Source organism: Stenotrophomonas sp. YJH_SMC_32, assembly GCF_059369975.1.
The window spans coordinates 1-20,879 of record NZ_JCAFTE010000011.1; the positions used below are offsets into that span (position 1 = coordinate 1).

Here is a 20,879-nt window from a genome sequence, read left to right on the forward strand (position 1 = left end):
CGCCGACGCGCTGAATCTACTTTGCAAGCTCAAAGGCTTAAGAGCCGAGGCAGCGTCATCGGAGCCTCCCGGGTCACCGGGGAATTGTGCCTGATCAGGGCACCATCCGAGACACAAGAGCCGAGCCCATGCTCGGCTGCGTCTCCAGAAAAAGCCAGCCGAGCATGGGCTCGGCTCTACACAAAGAAAAACGGCGGGGTTGCCCCCGCCGTTTCCGCTTTCTTATTTCAGCCCGCGGAACTTCAGCAGCGGTTCCACCGACGGGTCCTTGCCGCGGAAATCGCGGTACAGGGTCGACAGCTCCACGCTGTTGCCGCGCGAGAGGATCTTGTCGCGGAACTCCTGGCCGTTGGCCGCCGTCAGCCCACCGTGTTCGGTGAACCACTGGTAGGCGTCATGGTCCAGCACTTCGGCCCAGAAGTAGGCGTAGTAACCGGCCGAGTAACCACCACCCCAGATATGGTCGAAGTAGGTGGTGCGGTAGCGCGGCGGCACCTGCGGCAGGTCGACCTTGAACTTCTTCAGCGCGCTGGCTTCAAAGGCGCCGACATCCTGCAGCGGTGCATCGGCCTTCTGCGTGTGCCAGGCCAGGTCGAGCAGCGCGGCCGACAGGTATTCGGTGGTCGCATAGCCCTGGTTGAAGCTGCGCGCCTTGAGAATCTTGTCGACCAGTTCCTGCGGCATCGCCTCGCCGGTCTTGTAGTGCTTGGCGTAGTTGGCGAACACCTTCGGGTCCAGTGCCCAGTGCTCGTTGAACTGCGACGGGAACTCGACGAAGTCACGCGAGGTGGCGGTGCCGGCGATCGACGGGTACTTCACGTTCGAGAACATGCCGTGCAGCGCATGGCCGAACTCATGGAACATGGTGGTGACGTCGTCGAAGCTGATCAGCGCCGGCTGGCCGGCGGCCGGCTTGGTGAAGTTGCAGACGTTGTAGACCACCGGCTTGGCACCGGTCAGGCCGTCCTGCTCGACGAACACGTCCATCCAGGCGCCGCCGGACTTGCTGTCACGCTTGAAGTAGTCGGTGTAGAACAGGGCCAGCGAGGTGCCGTCCTTGTCGAACACTTCGTACACCTTCATGTCCGGGTTGTAGGTCGGAATGTCGGTGCGCGGCTTGAAGGTGATGCCGTACAGCTGGGTGGCGGCGTAGAAGACGCCGTTCTGCAGCACGTTGTCCAGTTCGAAGTACGGCTTGATCTGCGACTCGTCCAGATCGTACTTGGCCTTGCGCACCTGCTCGGCGTAGAAGTCCCAGTCCGAAGCGGCGACCTGGAATCCGCCCTTCTGCGCGTCGATGACCTTCTGGATCTCACCGGCCTCGGCGCGCGCCTTGGCGGTGGCGGCCGGCACGGTGTCGGTCAGCAGCTTGAGCGCGGCAGCCGGAGTCTTGGCCATCTGGTCGCCCAGCTGATAGTCGGCGAAGGTGTCGAAGCCGAGCAGCTTGGCCTTCTGCGCACGCAGCTGGGCCAGGCGCTGCACGGTCTGCCGGGTGTCGTTGGCATCACCGCGCTCGGCGCGGGTTTCAGAGGCCTTCAGAACGGCGGCACGCTGGTCGCGATCGCTCAGCGAGCCGAGCACCGGCTGCTGGGTGGTGTTCTGCAGCGGCAGCAGGAATTTGCCATCCAGCTTGCGGTCCTTGGCGGCGGCCGCAGCGTTGTTGATAGCGCCCTCGTCCAGGCCGGCCAGCTTGGCCTTGTCGTCGACGACGACGGCCGCAGCGGCGGTGGCGGCCACCAGGCGAGTATGGAACTGGGTGGAGAGCGTGGTCTCTTCCACGTTGAGCTTGCGCAGGCTCGCCTTGTCGGCGTCGGACAGCTGCGCACCGGCGCGCACCAGGCCGTCGTAGTAGTGCTCGACCAGGCGCTTCTGCACCGGGTCCAGTTCCAGCGTGTCACGCTGGTCGTACAGCGACTTCACGCGCGCGAACAGCTTCGGATCGAGGTTGATCTCGTCCTGGTGCGCGGCCAGCTTCGGCGCCACTTCTTCCTGGATCTTCTGGCGCGCATCGTTGGTATCGGCCTGGACCAGGCCGAAGAAGATGCGCGACACGCGGGTCAGGGTCTCGCCGCTGCGCTCCATCGCCACGATGGTGTTGTCGAAGGTGGCCGGCTCGCTGCTGTCGGCGATCCTGCGCACGTCGGCCAGGTGCTGGCGCATGCCTTCTTCAAACGCCGGCAGGTAGTCGCTGTCCTTGATCTTGTCGAACGGCGGTGCCTGGAACGGCAGCGTGCTCGCGCTCAGCAGCGGATTGGTGGAGGCTTCGGCCGGCTGCTGGGCCGGGGTCTTCTGGGCATCGGACACGGGGGTGGACTCCTTGCCGGAACAGGCCGCCAGCGCCAGGCTGATGGCGGCGGCCAGGACTACGGTACGCGACATGTAAAACGCTCCTTGGGCAGACGGTATGGATACCAGCCCTCCACCCTACTCCTGTCGCGCTCGCCCGGCATGTGCCGGACGTGGCGTCTATGCGGCGGCCTGCAACCGGCTCAGACCGTGCCGCGGGTCTTGCCGATCCAGGGCCGGTAGAACTCGCGGATGGCAGCCATGTCGGCCACATCGTCGCCGCTCGGGGTGAACAGCGGACCGATGCCGATGGTCTTTTCCGGATAGTGGAAATACGCCGCCAAGATCGGCACGTCAGCCATCCGGGCGATCTTCAGGAAACCGGCCTTCCAGTCCTTCACCGCCTTGCGGGTGCCCTCGGGCGTGATGGCGAACCACATCTTCTCGTTGTTGCGCAGCAGGTCCACGGCCTGGCCGACGGTGCCCTGCGGCGAGCTGCGATCGAGCGGGATCACGCCCAGCTTGTGCAGCAGCGGGCCCAGCGGCCACCAGAACAGCGAGGCCTTGCCCAGCACCTTCACCTTCATGCCCAGCGCGATCTTCGCCGCCATGCCCCACAGCCCGTCCCAGTTGGACGAATGCGGGGCGATGATGAAGACCAGCCTGGGGATGTCCGGCAGGGTGCCGGTCACCTTCCAGCCGCCCATGCGCAGGGTGCAGCGCGCCAGCCAGCGCAGGAAGGCGTTGGGTTTGACCTGCGGCATCTGCGGCGGCACGGCCGGCAGCAACGAAGTCGGGTTGTTCAAGCAATCACTCCCAGTCACGTGATGAGCGCCCGCGCTTGATCTGCGCGCGCCCGCGTTTGGCGTCCAGACGACGCAGTTTCGACCCGAGGGTCGGCTTGGTGGCCTTGCGCGGTTTGGGCACGCTCAGCCCGGCCTGGATGAAGGCCGCCAGCCGCTCGCGCGCATCCTCGCGATTGCGATCCTGGGTGCGGAATCGTTGCGCGTCGATGACCAGCACGCCTTCGCCGGTCATGCGCCGGTCACGCCGCGCCAGCAGGCGCGCGCGCAACGGTTCGGGCAACGAGGGCGAGTTGGCCACGTCGAAACGCAGTTCCACCGCGGTGGACACCTTGTTGACGTTCTGGCCGCCGGCGCCACTGGCGCGCACGAACCGCTCGACGATCTCGCCGTCGGGGATTTCAAGCTGCGCGCTGATGGTGACCGGTCCACTGCCCATCCGCGCATTGTAGCGGCAGGCACGTGGTGAAGTACGCCATCGCGCCCCGTATGCCGCCGATCAGGCACCGAACACGCCGCCTTCGCCTGGGCTGCGGGTATGCTGGCGGTCCCATGTACCGCAGGAAGCCCCGCATGACCCGCTCCACACCCGCCCTGCCGTCCCTGCTGCGCCGCGCCGCCCTGCTGCTGGCGCTGGCCGTGGCCAGCGTTCCGGCCCTGGCCGCCCCGCCGACCGACGGCGACATCAACCGCCTGCTGTCGGCCTCGCGCGCGCAGAGCATGATCGACACCATGGTGCCGCAGATCGAAGCCATGCAGCAGCAGCAGTTCCAGCAGGTGGCCGCGCAGCGCCAGCTCACCCCCCAGCAGCAGGAACAGCTGAAGCGGATCCAGGCCCGGACCAGCCAGACCCTGCGCCAGGCGATGTCGTGGCAACAGCTGCGGCCCATGTACGTGGACCTGTACAAGAAGACCTTCAGCAAGGAAGACGTGCTGGCAATGGCCGAGTTCTACGAGAGCGCGGCCGGCCAGAGCCTGCTGGACAAGACCCCGGCGCTGATGCAGAACGTGATGGTGGCGATCCAGGCGCGCATGCAGCCGCTGTTCGCGGACCTGCAGAAAGACCTGGAAGCGATCGTCAACGAGCCGGAAAAGAAACGAGAATGAGGTAGCGCCGGCCGCTGGCCGGCTCCCCAGTACACCTGGAATCACGCAGCTGCCGGCCAGCGGCCGGCACTACCGTCAAACTGCGTCCACCTGCCAGCCGAACAGGTCCAGTGCCTTCTGGAACTGGCGGTCCAGCGGCGCACTGACATCCACGTTGCCGCCCTCCGGATGCGGAAAACGCAGGCGCTCGGCGTGCAGCAGCATGCGGTGCACGCCCTGCATGCGGAAGATGCGGTTGTGGCGCCCATCGCCGTGGCTGGTATCGCCGATCATGTGATGTGACAGGTGCTTGAGGTGACGGCGGATCTGCCGGAAGCGCCCGGTCTGCGGCTGGCAGCGCAGCAGCGCGTAGCGCGAGCTGCTGAATTCGCCCACCGGCACCGACAGCTCGCCAGTGGCCAGGCGCTGGAAATCGGTGATCGCCGGCTTCTTCACCGGCTTGCCCGGCCCACCGTCCAGATCATGGTCCACCCGCCAGGACAGCTCGGCCGGCCAGCCTCGGCAGACTGTCAGGTAGTCCTTGGCCACTTCGCCACCCATCAGTGCCTTGCCCAGCGAACTGGCGGTTTCGCGGTCAAAGGCCAGGAGCAGGCAGCCACTGGTGGCCCGGTCCAGGCGGTGCACGAGGAAGATCGGCCGCCCCAGCTGCTCACGCAGGCGGTCGGCCAGGAAATCATCTTCGCCACGGGCCAGCTTGCTGTCGTGGACCATCAGCCCGGCAGGCTTGTTGACCACGGCCAGGCGCTCATCCAGGTGGAGCAGCTGCAGGGGCGCGGTTTCAGTCTCGACCGCGGCGAGGGTGTCAGGTTCGGTACTCACCGCAGGATTATAAGGGTGCCCTGTATGGGGTCAGATCCCTTTTCCACGGGAAAAGGGATCTGACCCCGGGTCTGTGGCGTGGCAATCAGGCGTTGCGCACGGCCAGCAGTTCGCCGTTGCCCACCGGCACCACGCTGGTGCTGAAGTCCGGATCGGCATCCAGCAGCAGGCACAAGGGCTCCATCTCTTCCGCGTGCGAGGTGGCGTTGTCCACTACCAGCAGGCCCCCTGGCCGCAGCACGCGGCGCAGTTGCGGCCACCAGCCGGCGTACTGCCCGCGGTCCGAATCCAGGAACAACAGGTCGATGCAGCCTTCGCCGGCCTCTGCCAACCACTGCCCGGCATCGCCATGCACCAGCGTGATGTGCGCGGCCAACCCGCTGCGCGCGAACGTGGATCGCGCCATCGCCACCTTGTCCTCGGCGAATTCCAGCGTGGTCACGTGGCCGTCGATGGCGGCGGCGGCTTCGGCCAGCCACAGCGTGGAGTAGCCATTGGAGGTGCCGATTTCCAGCACCCGGCGCGCGGTGCCGAAACGCACCAGTACCGACAGGAATTCACCGGTGTCCGGCGTGATGTTGAGCATGCGCCGAGCGCGCTCGGTTTCATGCGCGTCGTTTTCAGCACCGAAGTGCATCAGTTCGTTCTTCAGCGTCTGCAGCACCGGGTCTATCTCCACCACGCGCGCGCCAGCGCCGCCGCGCCGACGGCACCAGACACCCAGCTCCACATCGGCAGGTCGCCCCAGTACCAGCCCGGTGGCTGCAGCACGTACATCAGCGCGGCGATGGCCAGCAGGCCGACGCCGGTGATCGCGCCGACCGCGCGCCTCTGCAGGCGCTGCACGCTGGCATCCAGCGCAACCAGATCGCGCGAGCGCATCGCCAGCTCGTGGCGCCCCTCCACCTGCTGGGTCAGCCAAGCGTGTACCAGGCGCGGCATGTCCGGCGCGTGGGTCATGATTTCCGGCAATCGCTTGCCGATCTCGCGCACCACCCGGCGTGGGCTGTAGCGCTCGCGCAGGATCTTCGCCAGCACCGGCTTGGCCACCGCCCAGATATCGATCTGCGGATCCAGCTGGCGGCCAACACCTTCGATGTTCAGCAGGGTCTTCTGCAGCAGGATCAGCTGCGGCTGCAGGGTCAGCTGGTAGCGCTGCGCCACGCGGAACAGCTTCATCAGCACTTCGGCCAGCGAGATCTGCGACAGCGGGCGGGTGAAGTACGGCTCGCACACCGAACGCACGGCCGCTTCCAGATCATCGATGCGTACGTGATCGGGCATCCACCGCGCCTGCACGTGCAGTTCGGCGATGCGGCGGTAATCGCGGTTGAAGATGGCCATGAAGTTCTCAGCCAGGTAGTACTGATCCTCCTGCGACAGCTGGCCCATGATGCCGAAGTCCAGCGCGATGAAGCGCGGGTTGGCGCGGCGGCCCGGATCGGTGTCGACCCAGATGTTGCCGGCGTGCGCATCGGCATGGAAGAAGTTGTCGCGGAACACCTGGGTGTAGAAGACCCGCACGCCCTTGGCGGCCAGTGCCTTGCGGTCGATGCCCGCCTTGTCGAGCGCGGCGATGTCGTCGGACGGAATGCCCCACACGCGCTCCAGGGTCAGCGCGCGCTCGGCGGTATGGCTCCAGATCACTTCCGGCACGTACAGGTCGTCGCTGTTCTCCCAGAAGCGGCGCAGCACGCTGGCATTGGCGCCTTCGCGCTGCAGGTCCAGCTCGGCGGCGAGGGTGTTCTCGACTTCGGCCACCACTTCGCGCGGTCGGATCTTGTCGGCACGCGGATGGGTACGCTCGACCAGCGCGGCCAGCGAGTTGAGCAGGGCGATGTCGGCATCGATCTGCTTCTCGATGCCGGGGCGCAGTACCTTGACCACCACCTGGCGACCATCGGCCAGCGTGGCCGCATGCACCTGCGCGATCGAAGCCGAGGCCAGTGGTTCGGTATCGAAGCTGGCGAACGCCTCGCTGACCGGCAGGCCAAGCGCTTCCTCGACAATGCGGCGCGCAGTGTCACCGTCGAACGGCTTGACCCGGTCCTGCAGCAGGGTCAGCTCATTGGCCACATCCGGCGGCACCAGGTCGCGGCGTGTGGAGAGGATCTGGCCGAACTTGACGAAGATCGGGCCGAGATCCTGCAGCGCCAGGCGCAGGCGCGCACCGCGCGACTGTGCGGCGATGTCGGCCGAGGCACGCGGCACGAACGGCTTGGCCAGGCGCAGCCAACGCTCGGCCGGCGTGCCCTGCAGCAGGTCGTCAAGGCGGTAACGCAGGATCACCCGGCCGATGCGGCTCGCCCGCAGCACGGCCTTCATGCGGCACCCCGCAGGCGCTGCACGCGCGCGCCAAGACGCTCGACGTCATCGCGCAGCACGTCCACATCATCATGGAAGGCATCCAGTTCGGCGCGCGGCACCACGTCGCGCGATTCCTCGGTGATGAATTCGGCGGCGCTTTGGGCCAGGTCGATCGCCCCCTGGCGCGCGTGCTGCAGGGCGCTGCGCAGGGTGTTGGCGACCTGCACGCCCAGTACCTCGCCGAATACGCTGACGAACGGCTGCTGCCAGTCCGGGTCGAAGCCCTTGGCCAGCTGCTGCAGGCGCCGCGCCAGTTCGGCGTCACCGGCCACGCGTACACGGCCCTTGTTGTTGGACTCGCCGCGCCGTGCGTTGGCCAGCAGCGGCAGCTGCGCCAGCACGCCGGCCAGGCTGCTGCGCACGGCCAGGTCGGCTTCCTGCGCATCCACCGGGCCGACCCGCAGCTGGTCGCCGTCGACGCTGATGCGCATCGCCAGCGACGGCGCTTCCAGGGTCAGGTCGATGTGCCGGCCATCGAGGCTGGCCAGGGCATGGCGGGTATCCGGATCCAGCGCCAGCGCGCGGTTCAGGGAGATCTGCAGGGCGCGGCCAGCGACCGGCTTGAGGGACTTGAGCAGGGAAAGAGCCATGGGCGCATTCTACCTGCGTGGGTGGGGGGCTTGGGCCGGGCTGCCGCCCGGCACCCGCGGTAGTGCCGGCCGCTGGCCGGCAACCTCAACACCAACAGCAACAGCATGCATTCCGTGGGTTGGCGGGATGGGTCCGGTTGCGGGGGACGCCGTAAACCCGTCCGTGGGGGCTTGGCCGCGGCATCCATGCCGCGGACACCCCCGCAACCGGACCCATCCCGCCTTCGACAGTTTCCTGTCGTCCGTGGGGTCGGATCCCGTTGTTGCGCAACGGGCTCCGACCCCTGTTGATGGGCCATGAGGACGGTAGATCCACGCCATGCGTGGATGGATTTCTGGTTCATCTGTGCCTCACGCGGTGGGCCGATGAAGGTTCATGCTATGGGGCCACGCAACGCACAGGACATCGCATTCCCCATGGCACGGACCCGGGTCGGCATCATCTTCGGGGGCAAGTCTTCCGAGCACGAAGTTTCACTGCAGTCGGCGAAGAACATCCTCGATGCGCTTGATCGCGAGCGCTTCGAGCCGGTGCTGGTCGGCATCGACAAGCAGGGCCAGTGGCATCTGAGCGAGCCTGCGACCTTCCTGCTCAATGCCGATGATCCGGCACGCATCGCGCTGCATCGCTCCGGCCAGTCGCTGGCGGTCCTTCCCGGTGCCGAGCAGGCACAGCTGCAGCCCTCCGATGCGGCCAGCGTGCTGGGCCAGATCGATGTGGTGCTGCCGATCGTGCACGGGCCTCTGGGCGAGGACGGTGCGCTGCAGGGCCTGCTGCGCATGGCGAACCTGCCCTTCGTCGGTTCGCCGGTACTGGGCTCGGCAGTGGCGATGGACAAGGACGTGACCAAGCGCCTGCTGCGCGACGCCGGGCTGCAGGTGGCGCCGTGGCTGTGCATCCGCCGCCACCAGGTGGCGGAAGTGGATGTCGATGCGGTGATTGCCCAGCTTGGCCTGCCGCTGTTCGTGAAGCCGGCCAACCAAGGCTCGTCGGTAGGCGTGAGCAAGGTCAAGGATGCGGCGGGCTTTGCCGAAGCGCTGGCATTGGCGCTGCGCTACGACCACAAGGTGCTGGTGGAATCGGCGGTGATCGGCCGCGAGATCGAGTGCGCGGTGCTGGGCAACGAACATCCGCAGGCCAGCCTGTGCGGCGAGGTGGTGGTGCACGACGAGTTCTACGCCTACGACACCAAGTACATCAACGCCGATGGTGCCGAAGTGGTGGTACCCGCGGATATCGATGCTGCAATCCAGGCACGCATCCAGCAGATCGCGCTGCGGGCCTACCAGGCGCTGGAGTGTGCCGGCATGGCGCGCGTGGATGTGTTCCTCACTGCGGGCGGCGACATCATCATCAACGAGGTCAACACGCTGCCGGGCTTCACCCGCATCAGCATGTACCCGAAGCTGTGGGGTGCCAGCGGCGTGGACTACACCACGCTGATCACCCGCCTGATCGAGCTGGCGCTGGAGCGCCATGAGGCCGATCGCGGGCTGCAGAGCGCTGTGTAACGTCGTGATCGCCCGCAGAGTCGAGCATAGCTCGACTCTGCGGAAAGCGATGCCGGCCAGCGGCCGGCACTACCGGCTAGCCGCGCTTGCGGAACATCGAGATCACCGCAAGGATCAGGAACACCACGAACAGGATCCAGGCGATGTTGGTTGCGGCGCCGGCGATTCCGGAGAAACCCAGAACAGCGGCGATGATGGCGATGACAAAGAAGATGATGGCGTAGTGCAGCATGGCGCTCCTCGCGGGTGGTCGAGCCTTGGATGGCGTGGGTCCATCCTCCCGATCCTGCGGTGTGCAACCAGTGACGGCGATCTATGCAGCAGATGAAGCCCTCAGCCTGCGCAGCCCCTCTTCGATGCTGACCTGCGGCACGTAGCCGAAGTCACGGCGCGCCGGTTCCATGCTGTACCAGTGCGGCGTGCACAACTGCTCGGCCAGGAAGCGGGTCAGCGGCGGCTCGCCACGCAGGCGCAGCAGCGGCCACAGCCGCTCGCAGATGGCGCCAACACGGTACGCGGTCTTGAAGCTGATCGCCTTGTCCACCGTCGGCGCGCCAACAGCGGCCAGCAGCTTGTTGACCAGCTCGCGCATCGGCAGCGGCTCGCCATTGGAGATGAAGTAGGCCTTGCCCGCACACGCAGCGCCCGGCGCCAGTGCCTCGAAGGCGAGGAAGTGCGCGAGTGCGGCGTTGTCGATGTAGGTGGTGTCCACCCTGTTGTTGCCATCCCCCACCAGGCGCAGGCGGCCCTGCCGCGCACGCTCGGCCAGCCTCGGCACCAGCTGCTGGTCGCCCGGGCCCCAGATCAGGCGCGGGCGCAGTGCCACCGTCGCCAGCGACGCATCGTTGGCGGCCAGCACGCGCTGTTCGGCGATTGCCTTGGTAGCCGCATACGGCGCCTGGAAATCTTCGCCGTACGGCACCTCGTCAGCCCCGAGGCCTTCCACCGGGTGCGTGGCACGATGGGTCACGCTGGGCGTGGAGGTGTAGACCAGCCGGTTGATGCCATGCGCGCGGCAGGCCGCGAGGACGTTGTCGGTGCCGACCACGTTGGCCTGGTGGTAGCTGTCATAGCTGCCCCATGCGCCGGCCTTGGCGCCGTTGTGGAACACCGCATCGACGCCGGCCACCGCATGCAGCACCGCCTGCGCATCGGCCAGATCACCGCGGATCTGGCCCACGCCCATCGCTTGCAGTTCCGGGTAATGACTGCGGTTGAACGCCAGCACCTGGTGGCCACGCTCGACCAGCCCGCGGCACAGCGCCTGCCCAAGGAAACCACCGCCACCGGTGACCAGGATCTTCATGCGCGCTTCTCCAGTTCGGCGCTGGCCCAGACGGCGAGCTTCTCGCGGCCGATCTTGGCGTTATGACGGATATCGACGGGGAACGAAGGGTGTACCAGGAAGTGCTCCAGCCCGGCTCCGGCCAGGCATGCGGCGGCCTTGGCACGCAGCGCTTCCTGCAGTGCCGGGCTGTCGGACCGGCCACGCTGCAGTTCCACGCACAGCACCGGCACCTGCGCACCGGCGGCACCCACGCCAACCAGCGCAGTGCGCGCCACGCCGGCCACGGTGTTGAACATCGGCTCGACCTGCTCGGTGTACAGCGGCCCGCGCGCGGTTTCCACGCGCTGCGTCTTGCGCCCGCAGAACCACAGGCGGCCCTGCACATCGAAATAACCAACGTCACCCATGCGATGCACCACGCGGGTGCTGCCATCGGCCAGCGTCTCGCGGATCTTCGCGGCGGCGGTGGCCTGCGGGCGGTTGAAGTAACTGTCGGTGGCGGTCGGCCCGGCCACGGTGATCTCGCCCACCTCGCCGGTGGCCAGCACACGTGCCTGCGACCAGTCGGCCAACGGTGCGTCGTCGATGGCGATGATGCGCACCTCGTTGGGGGCCACCACGTTGCCCACGCAGGTGCCGGCACCGGCCTCGGTCGCCGCGCGGGTGCGCTCCAGTTCGCGGCCTTCGACCACCGCCACCGGCAGGCACTCGGTGGCGCCATAGGGGGTCCAGAACTGCGCATCGGCCGGCAGCAGGCTGCGGATGGTGGCGACCACGTCCGGCGGCACCGGTGCCCCGGCCGAGGTCACCCGGGTCACCGTCGGCAGTGGCCGCCCGTGCCGGGCCAGCACCCGCATCAGCGCTGGCGAGCCGAACAGCTGGGTTACGCCGAAGCGCTGGATGGCATCGTGCAGGCGTCCCGGGTCGGCCTGCGCCGGCCGCGTCGGGTCCATGTCCGGGATCACCGAGGTCAGCCCCAGCGCCGGGTCGAACAGCGCGAACGGTGGGAAGGTCGGCAGGTCCACCCCACCCGCTTCCATGCCGAAGGCACTGCCCAGCAACTGGATCTGGCCGACGAAGTGGCGGTGGCGGTAGACCACGCCCTTGGGCACGCCGGTGGAGCCGCTGGTGAACAGGATCGCCGCCATGTCCTCGCCATCGGTATCGGCCAGCATGGCCCCCCCCTTGGCACCGGCACGTTCCAGCGCGGCCAGGCTGGTACCGCCCCAGCCGAGGCGGCGGCCGACCGTCACCAGCCGGGTGGCCGACGGCGCCCAGCGCAGCACCAGCCGCGCCACATGCGCCAGCGGAATGCCGATGAAGGCCTGCGGCTGCGCCTCGTCCAGGCACTGCTTCAGCGCGCGCCGGTCGATGCCCGGATCGACCAGCACCGGCACTGCGCCCAGCTTGAACAGCGCGAACATCAGCAGGAAGAACTCCGGAGAAGGCCGCACCATCACCACCGTGCGCACGCCACGGCCGATCCCGTAGCCGGCCAGGCCGGCGGCCATGGCATCACTGCGGGCGTCCAGCTGACGGTAATCGAGGGTGACATCGTAGGCGGCCATGCCGTTGCCGGCGCCGCGGCGGCCCGGGCAGCGGATGGCGATCTGGTCGGGGCGTTCACGCGCCAGTTCAGGCAAACGGGCCGCAATGTTGCAGGGTCGGTTCATCCGTTCATTGTCGCCGCTTACGGAATTTCTTGCGCGGCGGCCCACTTCGTGGAAAATCCGCACCCTCGTTCCCGATTCCGACTGCCGCCCGAGGCGGCTTGCCCATGCAACATCCCTGCATGACCTGCGGCGCCTGCTGCACCCAGTACCGCGTGGCCTTCCACTGGATGGAATCGGACGAGGTCACCCCCGGCGGCGTGCCGCACCAGCTTACCGAGGTGCTGGACCCGCATCGCCTGTGCATGCGCGGCACCCATTCCAAGCCGGTGCGCTGCGTCGCGCTGGATGCGCAGATCGGCGTGTATTCACGCTGCACGATCCACCCCAACCGGCCCAGCGTGTGCCGTGAGGTGGATGCATCGTGGGAATACGGCAAGGCCAGCCCGCAGTGCGACAAGGCGCGCATTGCCTATGGCCTGGATCCGCTGACGCCGGCCGACTGGCGTTGGCGCGATGACGCCGACAATGACGACGATCATCCGGACGACAACGGCAACAGCCCGTCCTCGCCGCCGCAGGCACCGGTCGCCGCATAATCCGGTGTGCCGACCAACGGTCGGCACCCACCCATACCTTCCACTTGTGGGTGCCGACCGTTGGTCGGCACACCGCTCAGATCGGGTTGGCGTCCAGGAACGCGCGGATCTCCGGTACCAGCACTTCGTGCTTGTCTTCCAGCACATAGTGGCCGGCGTCCTCGAAGGCATGCACCTGGGCCTGCGGCAGCGCGGCCTGGAAGCCCTTCAGGAAATGATGGTCGAACACGAAGTCGCGCAGGCCCCAGCCGAGGAAGGCGGGACGGTCGGCGAACGACGGCAGCGCCTTGCCGGCGCGTTCCAGCAGCGACCAGGCCTTGTCGGCCGGCGACAGCGGGATGTCCTGCATGAAGCGGATGGTGCTGATGCGGTTGGCCCAGCTGTTGTACGGCGACACGTAGGCGCGGCGCACATCGGCCGGCATCCTGCGCTCCACCCCAAGCCAAGAGGCACCGGACGAGAACGCGTTGAAACTGCGGATGATCCACTCACCGATCTTCCAGTGGCGACCCAGTGCGATCTGCCACGGCATCTTCTTTGCCGCCGGCATCGGGAAGGCAGCGGTGTTGAGCACCACCAGGCGCTTCACCTGCTCGTGGTGCGACAGCGCCCAGCCGAACCCGATCATGCCGCCCCAGTCGTGCACGGCCAGGGTCACCGGGCCGGTGATGCCCAGGTGCTTCAGCAGCGCATCAAGATCGTCCACGCGCGACTGCAGCGTGTACTCATAGCGGCTGTCGTCCGGCTTGTCCGACAGGCCCATGCCGATGTGGTCCGGCACGATGCAGCGGTAGGTGTCCGACAGGCCGGCCACCAGCGTGCGCCAGTAGTAGCTCCACGACGGGTTGCCGTGCACCATCACCACCACCTCGCCATCGCGCGGGCCCTCGTCGAGATAGTTCATCGACAGGCCGGGGCGGACCTCGAAGCGCTGCGGGTGGGCGGGGTAACCGGGAAGATCGCGCATGCGGAGCACCTAAGGAGAGTCGCGGCGCAATGTAGAGCCGAGCCGTTGCTCGGCTGCTCTCCGGTCCGCTGCGGAAGAGCCGCGCTGCGCGCGTGAGCCGAGCATGGCTCGGCTCTACAGGAGGTCGGGCAACGGGCTGCTTACCAGACCACTTCAGCCATCGAGCAGTTCAGGCCCGAGCCAATACCCAGAAGCGCGATGCGATCGCCCTTCTTCAGCTTGCCCAGCTGCTTGAGCTTGCTCAGCACGATCGGCACCGAGGCCGGGCCGATGTTGCCGTGCTCGCCGAAGATGGTCATGACCTTCTTCGGGTCGATGCCGAAGTTCTTAATGAACGCGGCGGTGTGCGGCTGGCTGACCTGGTGGATCACGAACTGGTCGAGCTCTTCCACGGCCCAGCCGAGTGCGATCTTGGCGGCGCTGAAGGTCTTCTGCGCCAGCTTGATGCCTTCGATCAGCAACAGGCGGGTGTCGGTGACCATGCGGTCCAGGTTGCCCAGGCACAGCTGGTTCCACTCGGTGGCCGAGCGGGTCACGCCGCCCTTGTAGCGCGGCGCGTCCGGCACCAGCTCCGCGCGCGCCATCACCATCGCGGCGGCGCCCGACCCGGTGGTCAGCGCGGCCAGCTCGTTGCGGAAGTCATCGGCGGTGACGTCCGGGGCGGTCATGCGCTCCAGGGTCTTCTCGTACACCAGATTGGCGGTCTCGCCGTCCACCACCAGCGCGTAGTCGATATCACCGCGCTCGATCATGCGCGCCGCGATGTCCATGCCGTTGATGAAGGCCAGGCAGGCGTTGGCGACGTCGAAGGTCATGCATTCGTCGCTGACACCGAGGTTGCCCGACACGATCGAGGCCGTGGACGGCTCCAGGTAGTCGCGGCTGACCGAGGTGTTGACCAGCAGGCCGACCTGGGTCGCGGTGATGCCCGCGTCTTCCAGTGCCTTGCGGCCGGCCATGGTGGCGGCGTCCGACGCCAGCACGCCGTTGTCCCACAGGCGGCGGGCGTGGATGCCGGCGATGTCGCCGAGCACATCGGTACGGATACCCAGGCGATCCAACGTCGGCTGCAGGCGTTCGTTGATTTCCTTGGTCGTCAGCGTATGCGGTGCGTCGACGTGTGCCAGGCCGGCGATCGAGACATTCTTGAAGAGCATCGAGGTTAGCGCCAAGGCTCAGGCAAAAGGGGGCGCTATTCTATAACCCCCGCGCTTTCACCGCATCTTTACGAATTCAGCCTCGGCCGTATGGTGAAGCGTTCAGCGCGGCGGGCACTGGAACGCGGCGAAGCGCTGGCTGCCATCGGCGGGGGCCGCAGCGGCCTGGACGGCATTGGCGCCGGCGGTCGGGGCCTCGTTGCGGGCCAGGGTTTCCAGCTCTTCCTGCACCCGCAGGGGGTTGCGGTTGTAGAAGCCGACCTTGCTCTTCACGGTGACCACCACCTCGCCCTTGGCGATGCAGCCGGCCGGCACCGGCCCTGCCGGCAGCACGCGGGTTGCCTTGCCGGCCGGTTCGATCGGCACCCAGGTACAGGCGGTGACGGTGAGCAGCAGGGAGGAAAGCAGCAGAACGCGCATGGGCAGATCCTGGAAGGGTATGGGGGGGATTCTGCCTGAACAGCCTGAATCGGGGGTAGCCGGGGCCGGGGTCAGAGCCCCCTGCGGGGGATCCGACCCCAGATCGGCAGAGGGGTCGGATCCCCCGCAGGGGGCTCTGACCCAGCCTTCGGGTCACGGAGTTGCCGGCCAGCGGCCGGCACTACCCGGGGGGAGCCGGCCCGCCACATGGCGGGCCGGGTCTTGCCTTATTTCTTGACCGGGTTGCCTTCGGCGTCGATCACCGTCACCTCGCCCAGGTTCAGCGCGCGCACGGCCGCTTCGGTCTGCTTGAGGTCACCCACCACCACCCAGGTCAGGGCCTGCGGCTTGATCTCGGCGGCGGCCTGCTGCACCTGCGCCGGGGTCATCGCTTCGATCTCGGCCTTGCGCCGCAGCACGTAGTCGTCCGGGCGCTTGAACTGCACGATCGAACCGATGGTCGACGCCACCGCACTGGCGGTCTCGTAGGCACCGGGCAGGCTCAGGGTCTGGATGTTGCGGATGCGGTTGACCTCGGCAGCGGTGGCCGGCTTGCTGCCATCGGCGAACGCGGCGATTTCCTTGCGCATTTCCGCCAATGCCGGGCCGGTCTTGTCGATCTGCACCGGCGCGCTGGCCATCCACGGGCGCTGGCCCACCGAATTGACCGCGCTGCTGCGCGCACCGTACGACCAGTGCTTGTCCTCACGCAGGTTCATGTTCAGGCGCGAGGTGAAGTCGCCGCCGATCACGCCGTTGGCGATGTCGAAGCGGGTCGAGCTGGTGGCGCTGGAAGGTGCCACCACCTGGCCGGCAAACAGGTTGGCCTGTACCGCGCCCGGCTGGTCGATCAGGAACACGCGCGGGCCCTTCGGCAGCGCAACGTCGGTGGTCGCCTTCACCTGCGGGGCCTCGCCACTGGCCTTCCAGTCGCCCAGCTGCTTGTCCAGCAGCGGCACGATCTCGGCCAGGGTGGTGTCGCCGACCACGATCAGGGTGCCGTTCTGCGGGCGCAGCCAGTCGTGGTGGAAGTCGACCAGGTCCTCGCGGGTCAGGCCGTTGATCGCCGCCTCGTCACCGCTACCGGTAAACGGAATGGCATATGGGTGGCCCTTGCCATACAGCAGCGGGGGCAGCACGCGCATCGCCACCGCACCCGGGTTCACCTTCTCCTGCTGGATGCCAGCGATCCAGCTCGCCTTGACCCGGTCGATCTCGCCCTGCTCGAAGCGCGGCTCGCGCAGCAGGTCGCGGTACAGCGCCAGCGACGGTGCCAGGTTTTCCTTCAGCGCCGACAGGTCCACGCTCATCGAATCCAGGCCGGCCGAAGCATCCAGGCTGGCGCCCAGCGCATCCGCGGCATCGGCGAAGGCCAGCGAGCCGAGCTTGCCGGCGCCTTCGGTCATCAGGCTCATGGTGAAGTTGGCGGTGCCCGGCTTGCGGCCCTGGTCGGCGCTGAAGCCGCCCGGGAACTGGTAGCTGAACTGCACCACCGGAATTTCATGGCGTTCGGCCAGGATCACCTGGGTGCCGTTCTTCAGCGTGGCGCGCTGCAACGCCGGGAACTTCAGCTGCGGGAACTCGCGGGTCTGCGGCACGCCCGCCTTGCGGTCGACCTGCTCCGGCAGGGTGCTGTACTTGGGGTCCACTGCCGGCACGGTGAACGGCTTCGGCGCCTGGCTCGGGTCTTCCTTCAGCGCCACGCGCTCACCCGGTGCGATCACCAGGGTGTGACTGCCCTTGTCCAGCCACTGCGCGCCCAGCCGGCTCAGATCAGCAGCACTGGCCTTCTCGATGTTGGCCAGCGAGGTGCGGAAGCAACCCGGGTCGCCGGTGAACACCGCGCACTCGGCCAGTGCGTCGGCCTTGCCGCCGAAGCCACCGATGCGCTCGATGCCGCGGATGAAACCGGCGCGTGCACCGGTCTTGGCGCGCTCCAGTTCGGCCGCGGTCGGGCCCTGCTTGATCAGCCGGTCCAGTTCCTCGTCGATGATCTTCTCGACCTTGGCCGGGTCCTGGCCCTGCTTGACCGTCGCCATGATCACGAAGTTCGAGCCCAACTGCGAGGTCGACAGGCCCGACGCGATGCTGTCCACCAGCTTGTCCTGGTGCTGCAGGCGCTGGCTCAGGCGCGAAGACTTCGCACCGCCGAGCACCTGCGCGAACAACTGCAGCTGATCGACCTCGGTGGTGCCGACTTGCGGCACGTTCCAGGCGCGGTAGATGCGCGCCTGCGGCACCTTGTCGGTCATCGTCTCGCGCGTGTCGGCACTACGCTTGGCCACGTTCACCGCCGGCTGCGCCATGGTCGGGCCGGCCGGGATGCTGCCGAAGTACCTGGCGACCTTTTCCTTGGCGGTGGCCAGGTCGATGTCGCCGGCCAGCACCAGCACCGCATTGTTCGGGCCGTACCAGGTGCGGAACCAGGTCTTCACGTCATCCAGGGACGCCGCGTTCAGATCGTTCATCGACCCGATCACGCCGTGGTGGTACGGGTGGCCCACCGGGTACAGCGCCTTGTTGAGCTGGTCCCAGGCCTGGCCGTAGGGCTGGTTCTCGCCCTGGCGCTTCTCGTTCTGCACCACGCCACGCTGCTCGTCCAGCGCGGCCTGGTCGATCGCACCGACCAGATGGCCCATGCGGTCCGATTCCATCCACAGCGCCATGTCCAGCGCGGTGGTCGGCACGTTTTCGAAATAGTTGGTGCGATCGGTGTTGGTGGTGCCGTTCTGGTTGGTGGCACCCACCTGCTTGAACGGTTCGAAGAATTCGCCGTCGTGGTTTTCGCTGCCCTGGAACATCAGGTGTTCGAACAGGTGCGCAAAGCCGGTACGGCCAGCCGGCTCGTCCTTGCTGCCCACGTGGTACCAGACGTTGACCGCAACGATCGGCGCCTTGCGATCGGTATGCACGATCACGCGCAGGCCGTTGGGCAGGGTGAACTGCTCGTACGGGATATCGACCTTGGCCGGTGCCGCCGGCTTGGCGGCGAGCGCATGGGTGGGCGCGAGCGTGCCCAGGGCGGTGCTGAGGGCGACGGCCAGCAGTGCAGCGCGCGGGCGAAGGGCGAGAGACATATCCGGATCCTTGGTCACGAAGGTGAACCCCGATCCTAGCCTGCGCGCGCGGCGGCCGGAATCGGTCGCCAGTCACTGGGGGTGTTTGCCCAGATGGCCATCCAGCCCGACGCCCAGGGGCGCTCTTGAAACGTCACAGACGCCGGCTGAAGGCGTCCGGACAGTGTCCGCGGCTTATCGAATGGACAGGTGTCCGCCCAGCGGACACTTTCGGGACCACATAAAAGCCTTGCAAATCAATAACTAAAAGTTGGCACGCGGATTGCTTGGTACTTCCTGCGCCAAGAAGGGCTTCAGACAAAAGCTGACTGAAGACTGAACAAATGCAGGAAATCGAAAATTTCTCTTGCATGCCCAGAACTGGTGTACTACCTTACTACCACACCACTGCTCACCAACACCAAACAGGCCCCGTCATGAACGCCAAGACCATTGCCATCGCCATCGCCCTGATCGCCGGCACCGCGGTTGTTTCGTCGGTGCAGGCCTCCGAATCCATCAAGACCCTGTCCACCGTGCAGGTTCGCCCGGCCGCCGACCAGCTGGCCCAGCAGGCCTGGGAACAGGCCAGCGGCATCCCGACCCTGGCCACCGTGGAAGTGCGCCCGAGCGCCGACCAGCTGGCCGAGCGCAACGGCTACGTCGCCGCCCCGGTCGCCGCCGCGATGCCGATCACCACGCTGGCCTCGGTGGAAGTGCGCCCGAGCCTGGAACAGCGCGTCGCCCTGGCCGCCGAACTGGAAGCCCAGCGCTACGCCGCCACCCTGGCTGCCGCTGCCACCAACGTCGCCAACTCGGTCATCGTCAACCTGCCAGCCCTGCAGGTGCGTCCGAGCGCTGCCGACCTGCAGGCCCTGGCCACCGAAACCGCCCAGGTCCTGCTGCGCCCGTAACCGGTGCCGCCCTGCCCCGCGCAGGGCGTGCGCCGTAAAGGCGGCGGTCGTCGCAGGTACACTGCGCCGATGAATGCCGCGCCCCAGTTCCACGTGATCCTGTTCCAACCGGAAATCCCGCCCAACACGGGCAATGTGATCCGGCTCTGCGCCAACACCGGCGCGCAGCTGCACCTGGTCGAGCCACTCGGCTTCGCACTGGAAGACAAGCAGCTCAAGCGCGCCGGCCTGGACTACCACGAGTACTCGCGCCTGCAGGTGCACCCCGACCTGGACACCGCGCTGGCGCGGATCGCACCGAATCGGTTGTTCGCACTCAGTACCCGCGCCAGCGTGCGCTACGACAGCGTGGCCTTTGAAGACGGTGATGCGTTCCTGTTCGGCCCGGAAAGCCGTGGCCTGCCGCAGGAGGTGCTCGATGCCCTGCCCGACGGCCGCCGCCTGCGCCTGCCGATGCGGCCGGACAACCGCAGCCTCAATCTTTCCAACACCGTTGCGGTGGTGATGTACGAGGCGTGGCGGCAGCATGGGTTTGCCGGTGGGGCGTAGCGCCACGCGTCTCTCTTCTGCCTGATTGTTGCTGTGGCGGGCGCATGCGTTCATGGCGTTACTTTTCTTTCCACGCGGAAAGAAAAGTAACCAAAAGAAACGCGCCGCCGTCTGCGAGCCGGTGCTGCGCACCGGTACCCTGCGCTCCTCGGCCCGCCGGGGGACGGCGCGGAACTCGCTGCGCTCAGACACCCGCGCCTCTTCGCCCCCGCCGGACCTGCGGTGCTCGGCTCGCTTCAAGGCGGACCCGACAGCCGCGCAGTAGATCCATGCCATGCGTGGATGCGTTCCGCCTGGATCAATCAGGGGCGCGCGCCATCGCGTTGCCCGGAACGCGTGCGATTGCCCACAGAAGAAAACTCCAGGCCATCAATATCGGCATGCGCACCACACATGCCCAAGCCCGTTGGCGTCGGGTCGATCCCGCCGGATGAGACTCTCAGTACACCTGCATGTTTCTCGATAGCCACTGTGCCTGGTTCGGACTGATGAATCAGTTTTCCGCCTTCTGGCTTCATATGCAGCACGAAAGAGCAGACGTGCTGCATCGCCTGGGTACTGTGCAGCTCAACCCTATAGCCCAGTGATTCTTCGACAATCGACAGGCTGTCCCTGAACCCATCACGGCAACTACGTCCGCTGCCCGGTTCGGTACACAGATCGCTCGCCTGCGAATAGCTGCCCGCCCATGCCCCATTATCCATGTTGCCTGCCCACACCAACTGCAGCACGGAGGCTTGGAACAGCAGCGGGAGGCACAGCAGCCTTACAGCGGGATTGTTCTTCATTCAGCTTGCATCTCCGGATAGACGTCCCTTGCCGCCCACCCTACTCG

Annotated in this window: 20 protein-coding genes; 5 read left to right on the top strand and 15 right to left on the bottom strand. The window is 67.0% G+C overall.

What is annotated here, in order from left to right; translation table 11 throughout:
* Positions 1–222 precede the first annotated feature (222 nt).
* From dcp to arfB, 3 genes are all read right to left on the bottom strand, one after another.
* On the bottom strand, positions 223–2,379 hold the full coding sequence (dcp, locus tag AC5P7S_RS13460; protein WP_049405170.1) for a peptidyl-dipeptidase Dcp: 2,157 nt from the start codon (positions 2,377–2,379) through the stop codon (positions 223–225).
* A gap of 110 nt (positions 2,380–2,489) precedes the next feature.
* On the bottom strand, positions 2,490–3,092 hold the full coding sequence (locus AC5P7S_RS13465) for a lysophospholipid acyltransferase family protein (RefSeq protein ID WP_049405171.1): 603 nt from the start codon (positions 3,090–3,092) through the stop codon (positions 2,490–2,492).
* Between the two features lie 4 nt (positions 3,093–3,096).
* Positions 3,097–3,528 (bottom strand): alternative ribosome rescue aminoacyl-tRNA hydrolase ArfB, encoded by a 432-nt coding sequence (arfB, locus tag AC5P7S_RS13470; protein ID WP_005420755.1) that lies wholly within the window; start codon positions 3,526–3,528, stop codon positions 3,097–3,099.
* Between the two features lie 113 nt (positions 3,529–3,641).
* On the opposite strand from arfB, the gene AC5P7S_RS13475 reads away from it, so the two are divergent.
* Positions 3,642–4,196: a DUF2059 domain-containing protein gene (locus AC5P7S_RS13475; RefSeq protein ID WP_428993469.1), complete on the top strand. Its 555-nt coding sequence runs from the start codon at positions 3,642–3,644 to the stop codon at positions 4,194–4,196.
* Positions 4,197–4,271: 75 nt separating this feature from the next.
* Here the strand turns inward: AC5P7S_RS13475 and AC5P7S_RS13480 are convergent, their stop codons facing one another.
* The 4 genes from AC5P7S_RS13480 to AC5P7S_RS13495 form a co-directional block, all read right to left on the bottom strand.
* Entirely contained in the window at positions 4,272–5,015 is a 744-nt protein-coding gene (locus AC5P7S_RS13480) for a pseudouridine synthase (protein WP_005420759.1), read from the bottom strand.
* 85 nt (positions 5,016–5,100) lie between these two features.
* Positions 5,101–5,652, bottom strand: coding sequence for an O-methyltransferase (locus AC5P7S_RS13485; protein ID WP_170944945.1), 552 nt, complete (start codon positions 5,650–5,652; stop codon positions 5,101–5,103).
* A 32-nt stretch (positions 5,653–5,684) separates the two neighbouring features.
* Positions 5,685–7,340, bottom strand: a complete 1,656-nt coding sequence (gene ubiB, locus AC5P7S_RS13490) for a ubiquinone biosynthesis regulatory protein kinase UbiB (protein WP_005420771.1) — start codon at positions 7,338–7,340, stop codon at positions 5,685–5,687.
* Complete coding sequence (locus AC5P7S_RS13495; RefSeq protein WP_095378410.1) at positions 7,337–7,972, bottom strand: ubiquinone biosynthesis accessory factor UbiJ; 636 nt, start codon at positions 7,970–7,972, stop codon at positions 7,337–7,339. The genes ubiB and AC5P7S_RS13495 overlap by 4 nt, the downstream gene beginning before the upstream one ends.
* 417 nt (positions 7,973–8,389) lie before the next feature.
* Here AC5P7S_RS13495 and ddlA point away from each other — a divergent pair, with 417 nt between their 5' ends.
* Positions 8,390–9,484 (top strand): D-alanine--D-alanine ligase, encoded by a 1,095-nt coding sequence (gene ddlA / locus AC5P7S_RS13500; RefSeq protein WP_095378448.1) that lies wholly within the window; start codon positions 8,390–8,392, stop codon positions 9,482–9,484.
* A gap of 76 nt (positions 9,485–9,560) precedes the next feature.
* Here the strand turns inward: ddlA and AC5P7S_RS13505 are convergent, their stop codons facing one another.
* The 3 genes from AC5P7S_RS13505 to oleC form a co-directional block, all read right to left on the bottom strand.
* The gene (locus AC5P7S_RS13505) at positions 9,561–9,716 is read right to left on the bottom strand and encodes a DUF1328 domain-containing protein (RefSeq protein ID WP_005407633.1); all 156 of its coding nucleotides are present in this window, start codon (positions 9,714–9,716) and stop codon (positions 9,561–9,563) included.
* 81 nt (positions 9,717–9,797) lie between these two features.
* Positions 9,798–10,790, bottom strand: coding sequence for a 2-alkyl-3-oxoalkanoate reductase (gene oleD / locus AC5P7S_RS13510; protein WP_095378411.1), 993 nt, complete (start codon positions 10,788–10,790; stop codon positions 9,798–9,800).
* The gene (gene oleC / locus AC5P7S_RS13515; RefSeq protein WP_005420778.1) at positions 10,787–12,445 is read right to left on the bottom strand and encodes an olefin beta-lactone synthetase; all 1,659 of its coding nucleotides are present in this window, start codon (positions 12,443–12,445) and stop codon (positions 10,787–10,789) included. Before oleC ends, oleD begins: the two co-directional genes overlap by 4 nt.
* Positions 12,446–12,549: 104 nt before the next feature.
* Between oleC and AC5P7S_RS13520 the strand changes: the two genes are divergently transcribed.
* A complete protein-coding gene (locus AC5P7S_RS13520; RefSeq protein ID WP_005407630.1) occupies positions 12,550–12,981 on the top strand; it encodes a YkgJ family cysteine cluster protein in 432 nt (143 codons plus the stop codon).
* Positions 12,982–13,057: 76 nt separating this feature from the next.
* On the opposite strand, the gene AC5P7S_RS13525 is transcribed toward AC5P7S_RS13520, so the two are convergent.
* The 4 genes from AC5P7S_RS13525 to AC5P7S_RS13540 all read right to left on the bottom strand — a co-directional run bounded on the left by AC5P7S_RS13525 (position 13,058) and on the right by AC5P7S_RS13540 (position 18,602).
* The gene (locus tag AC5P7S_RS13525) at positions 13,058–13,948 is read right to left on the bottom strand and encodes an alpha/beta fold hydrolase (RefSeq protein ID WP_095378412.1); all 891 of its coding nucleotides are present in this window, start codon (positions 13,946–13,948) and stop codon (positions 13,058–13,060) included.
* Positions 13,949–14,088: 140 nt separating this feature from the next.
* Positions 14,089–15,105 carry a 3-oxoacyl-ACP synthase III gene (locus tag AC5P7S_RS13530; protein ID WP_005420782.1) on the bottom strand — a complete coding sequence of 339 codons (1,017 nt, stop codon included), beginning with the start codon at positions 15,103–15,105 and terminating at the stop codon, positions 14,089–14,091.
* Between the two features lie 102 nt (positions 15,106–15,207).
* The gene (locus AC5P7S_RS13535; RefSeq protein ID WP_095378413.1) at positions 15,208–15,525 is read right to left on the bottom strand and encodes a DUF4156 domain-containing protein; all 318 of its coding nucleotides are present in this window, start codon (positions 15,523–15,525) and stop codon (positions 15,208–15,210) included.
* Between the two features lie 227 nt (positions 15,526–15,752).
* Positions 15,753–18,602: a M16 family metallopeptidase gene (locus AC5P7S_RS13540; protein WP_095378414.1), complete on the bottom strand. Its 2,850-nt coding sequence runs from the start codon at positions 18,600–18,602 to the stop codon at positions 15,753–15,755.
* A 416-nt stretch (positions 18,603–19,018) separates the two neighbouring features.
* Here AC5P7S_RS13540 and AC5P7S_RS13545 point away from each other — a divergent pair, with 416 nt between their 5' ends.
* Positions 19,019–19,495, top strand: coding sequence for an XAC0231 family protein (locus AC5P7S_RS13545; RefSeq protein ID WP_014035556.1), 477 nt, complete (start codon positions 19,019–19,021; stop codon positions 19,493–19,495).
* A 69-nt stretch (positions 19,496–19,564) separates the two neighbouring features.
* Positions 19,565–20,044: a tRNA (cytidine(34)-2'-O)-methyltransferase gene (locus AC5P7S_RS13550; RefSeq protein WP_005420795.1), complete on the top strand. Its 480-nt coding sequence runs from the start codon at positions 19,565–19,567 to the stop codon at positions 20,042–20,044.
* Positions 20,045–20,346: 302 nt separating this feature from the next.
* Here the strand turns inward: AC5P7S_RS13550 and AC5P7S_RS13555 are convergent, their stop codons facing one another.
* Positions 20,347–20,832 (bottom strand): hypothetical protein, encoded by a 486-nt coding sequence (locus AC5P7S_RS13555; protein ID WP_141239382.1) that lies wholly within the window; start codon positions 20,830–20,832, stop codon positions 20,347–20,349.
* Positions 20,833–20,879: the final 47 nt, after the last annotated feature.